Genomic DNA, 3,660 nt, shown 5'->3' with positions numbered 1-3,660 from the left:
GCACATTTGTCAATACGTCATTATGCTCAATTGAGAACGATGAGCGCAGCCATTGAAGAATTGTTTCAGGAAGGGATCCGGCGCTACGAGGCGGGGGAAGCAGCCAAGACGCTGATCCCTTCCTTTGAGGCTATCTGTAAGGGATCCCCGAAGGCGGCAGCAGCCTGGACTTGCCTGTCTTGGCTCTATCTTTTGGAGGGGCAAGCGGAAAAAGCCCTGAAAGCCGCCCAAACTGCCGTGAAGCTGGATCCGGTGGACGCCCAGCCGCGGGTGAACTTGACTTTGGCGATGCTGGAGCTGAAAAAAACGGGGGTACGCCAGCAGGTGGAGACCATCAAGCAAATCTTGGCGCGGGATCCCGAGCAGATCGAGGGGGTCAAATCCAACTTGGCAGAGGGAGGGAAGCGCCGTCCCGCTTGGCCTCACCTGAGCAAGATGCACCAGTGGCTATTTGAAGAAAATTAGGCAGGCTTGACGCAATTTTGCAACAAGAATTTAGGAAAATCTAGAGCTTGTCAATTTAATCTGCAACTTTTAACAATATTCTCATAGAGTTGGTGCTAGACTTCTCTTACCAAATCGCAAGACGGTATTTATTCACCGCTGTGAGCTAGCTTGCATCACACCCAAGCCTATGGATTGGTTGGGCTTTGAGGAGATGCGAGGGGTTTGGTGCATCCTAGTTCTGTTTGATGTGACACTTCTTGCACTGACTTGCATTGAAATTGAGTCCTGCTTTTGATTTTTTGGCTGTAAATTGGAGGAACTTTAAGATGAACCGTCAGACTGTTTGGGTTAAAGGCGAGACCCGCAACCACCAGGGCCACTTCATCCCTCAATCCGAATATACGTTGGTCGATGTTGACCAAAATGGCTGGGCGCTGATCTGTGTTGACAATGCCCGCTGCTATTATGTGGATCCCGAGCAACTCCGCTTTGAGGCGGGATGAGGTCTGCTGCTGCCCATTGAGAGCTTGCTGACGAGGGTTTCCTAGGAGAGCAGCATCATCCCCATGCCTTTGGGCGTGGGGTTTTTGTCTCTTTATCAATTTATCAATACATAGGGTCTGGTTGGTCGCAGACCCTTTTGCCTCCACTCAGAGAAATTACAAAAGCTACGACGAACCGCGCTCACGCATGGCTTCGGCCAGCAATTGGGCCACCTCGGGGCGGGAGAACTCGGGCGGGGGGATCTCGCCGCGGCGCAGCATTTCCCGCACCTTGGTGCCCGACAGGTGGATGCGCTGGTGGGGTTGGCTAGGGCTGGTCTTGGCCGTGGCCATGGTGCCGGTGACGGTGCAATAGAAGGCGTGTTCAAACTTGAGGGGGATGATGCCCAGTTCCTCAGGACGGAACTCATCGAAAATGTGCTGGGCATCGTAGGGGCCGTAGTAATTCCCCACCCCGGCATGATCCCGGCCCACAATGAAATGGGTGCAGCCGTAGTTTTTGCGAATGAGGGCGTGGAAGATGGCTTCCCGCGGGCCGGCATAGCGCATGGCCGCAGGGTTGATGGCCAAAATGACCCGCTCCTTGGGGTAGTACTTTTCAATCAGCACCTCATAGCAGCGCATGCGCACCTCGGCGGGAATGTCGTCGCTTTTGGTGGCCCCCACCAGCGGGTGGAGAAACAGCCCGTCCACGATTTCCAGCGCGCACTTCTGGATGTACTCGTGGGCGCGGTGGATGGGGTTGCGGGTTTGAAAGCCGACAATCGTTTTCCAGCCTCTTTCCCGAAACAGTTGCCGCGACTGAGCCGGGTCGATCTGGTAGGCCGGGAAAAGGGGATGGGGATCCCGCTGGAAGAGAGTTACAGGGCCAGCCAAATAGACGGATCCCTGTTCGTAGAGCACCTTCACCCCCGGATGCTGCTCATCGGTGGTGCGGTAGACCTGCTGCGCTTCGCGGGTTTTGTCGTAGGTGAACTTCTCGGTCAATTCCAACAGGCCCAAGAGCCTGCCCTCGCCGTTGGCCAGGGCAATGGTCTGCCCTTCCTTGAGATCGGCGGCTATCTCGGCAGCAACCGGCAGCGTCACCGGCAGCGACCAAGCCAGGCCATTGGCCAGATGCATCGTCTCCAGAACCGACTGGTAATCTGCCCGCCCCATGAAGCCGGTGAGCGGGCTAAAGCCCCCAATGGCGATCATCTCCAGATCCGACTGAGCCCGCTCGTCGAGGTAGAGGATGGGGCAGTGTTCAGCTTTGGAGCGCAGCTCTTGTGCCTGCTCGGGCGGGGCAATGCGGTTAACCAAAGTGCCCCCATGGGGCGGAATGGCATCGCAAGAAACAGTCATCTTCGCCTGGGATGAAGTCATAGCGTGAAGACCAGAACGGCAACCGAGCAGACAGGGATCCCTAACCCTACACCCTTCTTTCCTCGGGTGCAATCCAGGATAGTACCCACTGCCTAGTCCAGCATGTAGGGCGGCATATCTTCGTCGGTGGGCGACACATTGTCGAAGATGGGCCGATTCATGATCTTCTTCTGCGCCTGCAGCGGGGAAGCGGAGGGTTGGGGCCTAGCCGGGAGTGGAGCTTGTCCTCGGCGGCTTTGCAGTTCCTGAATGGTCTTGGCCCGCTCGTCTGCCACCGCCTGCAACTGGGCCAGCGCCTTCTGCAATTCGTCCCGATGGGCAGTGACTTGCTCAAGCTGAGCTTGCAAGGCAGAGACTTTGTTTTGGTAGTCCTGCAAGCGTTGTTGAGCTTCGGCCAGTTGGCTTTTGAGAGTTGCAATTTCTGGCGATTCTGGGGCTGGTTCTGTAGGAGACTGAGAAGACATCGTTGTCGGCTCCTCGCCCGTGGGAGTAGATTCTGCAGAGGTGGGCTCTGAACTGGTTTTAGCACTGGCCTTGCGCCGAGTGCGGGAAGTTTCTCCTGAAGAAGGAAAGAGGCTACGGTCCGATCCAGTCACAAGAGCACCTCATGTTCGACAAACTGCACCAATCGCTGACACACCACCGAGCCAGGCCGATAGTCCATGACCGTCAAGCCGTAGTCAAAAGCGGTGCGCAAATCGCTGCTATCTGGAATGGTAACGGGTGAAAGCACATCCGCAAAAATCTGTTGCGCTTGCACATACAGTTGCCCGGTATGGGATCCCGACCAGATGCCCCCCGGCAAGTAGCGGTCGTCCAGCATGGTCAAGACAGCACGGGCCTGGCTCAACTGACCTTTCAGGGTCTCAATGTAGCGTAGGGTCACCTCTGTACAGGAGAAATCGGCGCGGTTGAGCCGGGTCGGGATCAACACCCGCTGGGCTGCCCGCAGGGCGTTGGCCGTGAGGGCATTCAGTTCCCCCGGCGTATCGAGAAAGATAAAATCGTAATCCGGCAGCAAGGGATCCAACTGGTGCTGCAACAGGTGTTGCCCTGCATCGCCGGCAGCCGCCAATTGGGCCGCCACTTCCGCCATGGTGCTGTGGGAGGGCGCCACATCCACCCCCTTGTCGGTGCAATAGATCACCTCTTCCAAAGAGCATCGATGCTGCGGGTGCAAGCTGGCCCAGACTGTTTCCTCGGGGGGCAGGGATCCCACCTCTTCCAGGTAAAAGCTGCTGGCGGTGGCCTGGGAGGTGAGATCGATGAGCAGAACTCGGTAGCCCCGTTGAGCCGTTAACTGGGCCGCGTGGACGCAGAGGGTGGACTTGCCGGTGCCCCCTTT

At 57.1% G+C, this 3,660-nt stretch carries 5 protein-coding genes; 2 read left to right on the top strand and 3 right to left on the bottom strand.

Going from position 1 to position 3,660, the window contains the following annotated elements; translation table 11 throughout:
• Positions 1–39 precede the first annotated feature (39 nt).
• A complete protein-coding gene (locus tag NW857_RS06115) occupies positions 40–465 on the top strand; it encodes a hypothetical protein (protein ID WP_414333582.1) in 426 nt (141 codons plus the stop codon).
• A 308-nt stretch (positions 466–773) separates the two neighbouring features.
• Complete coding sequence (locus NW857_RS06110) at positions 774–950, top strand: hypothetical protein (RefSeq protein ID WP_414333583.1); 177 nt, start codon at positions 774–776, stop codon at positions 948–950.
• A 165-nt stretch (positions 951–1,115) separates the two neighbouring features.
• Here the strand turns inward: NW857_RS06110 and sat are convergent, their stop codons facing one another.
• From sat to NW857_RS06095, 3 genes are all read right to left on the bottom strand, one after another.
• Entirely contained in the window at positions 1,116–2,294 is a 1,179-nt protein-coding gene (sat, locus tag NW857_RS06105; RefSeq protein WP_414337335.1) for a sulfate adenylyltransferase, read from the bottom strand.
• Between the two features lie 113 nt (positions 2,295–2,407).
• Positions 2,408–2,779, bottom strand: a complete 372-nt coding sequence (locus NW857_RS06100) for a hypothetical protein (protein WP_414333585.1) — start codon at positions 2,777–2,779, stop codon at positions 2,408–2,410.
• A 128-nt stretch (positions 2,780–2,907) separates the two neighbouring features.
• Positions 2,908–3,660, bottom strand: a 753-nt coding sequence (locus NW857_RS06095) for a ParA family protein (protein ID WP_414333587.1), incomplete at its 5' end; no start/stop codon positions are given.

It is taken from the genome of Synechococcus sp. H55.9 (assembly GCF_047462355.1).
Lineage (GTDB): Bacteria > Cyanobacteriota > Cyanobacteriia > Thermostichales > Thermostichaceae > Thermostichus.
This window is presented reverse-complemented; position numbering and strand designations above follow the sequence as displayed.

What these genes read in the sequence shown, in the direction of transcription:
- NW857_RS06115 (WP_414333582.1), top strand. Translation starts at nt 40, where the DNA reads ATGAGCGCAGCCATTGAAGAATTGTTTCAGGAAGGGATCCGGCGCTAC.
- NW857_RS06110 (WP_414333583.1), top strand. Translation starts at nt 774, where the DNA reads ATGAACCGTCAGACTGTTTGGGTTAAAGGCGAGACCCGCAACCACCAG.
- sat (WP_414337335.1), bottom strand. Translation starts at nt 2,294, where the DNA reads ATGACTGTTTCTTGCGATGCCATTCCGCCCCATGGGGGCACTTTGGTT.
- NW857_RS06100 (WP_414333585.1), bottom strand. Translation starts at nt 2,779, where the DNA reads ATGTCTTCTCAGTCTCCTACAGAACCAGCCCCAGAATCGCCAGAAATT.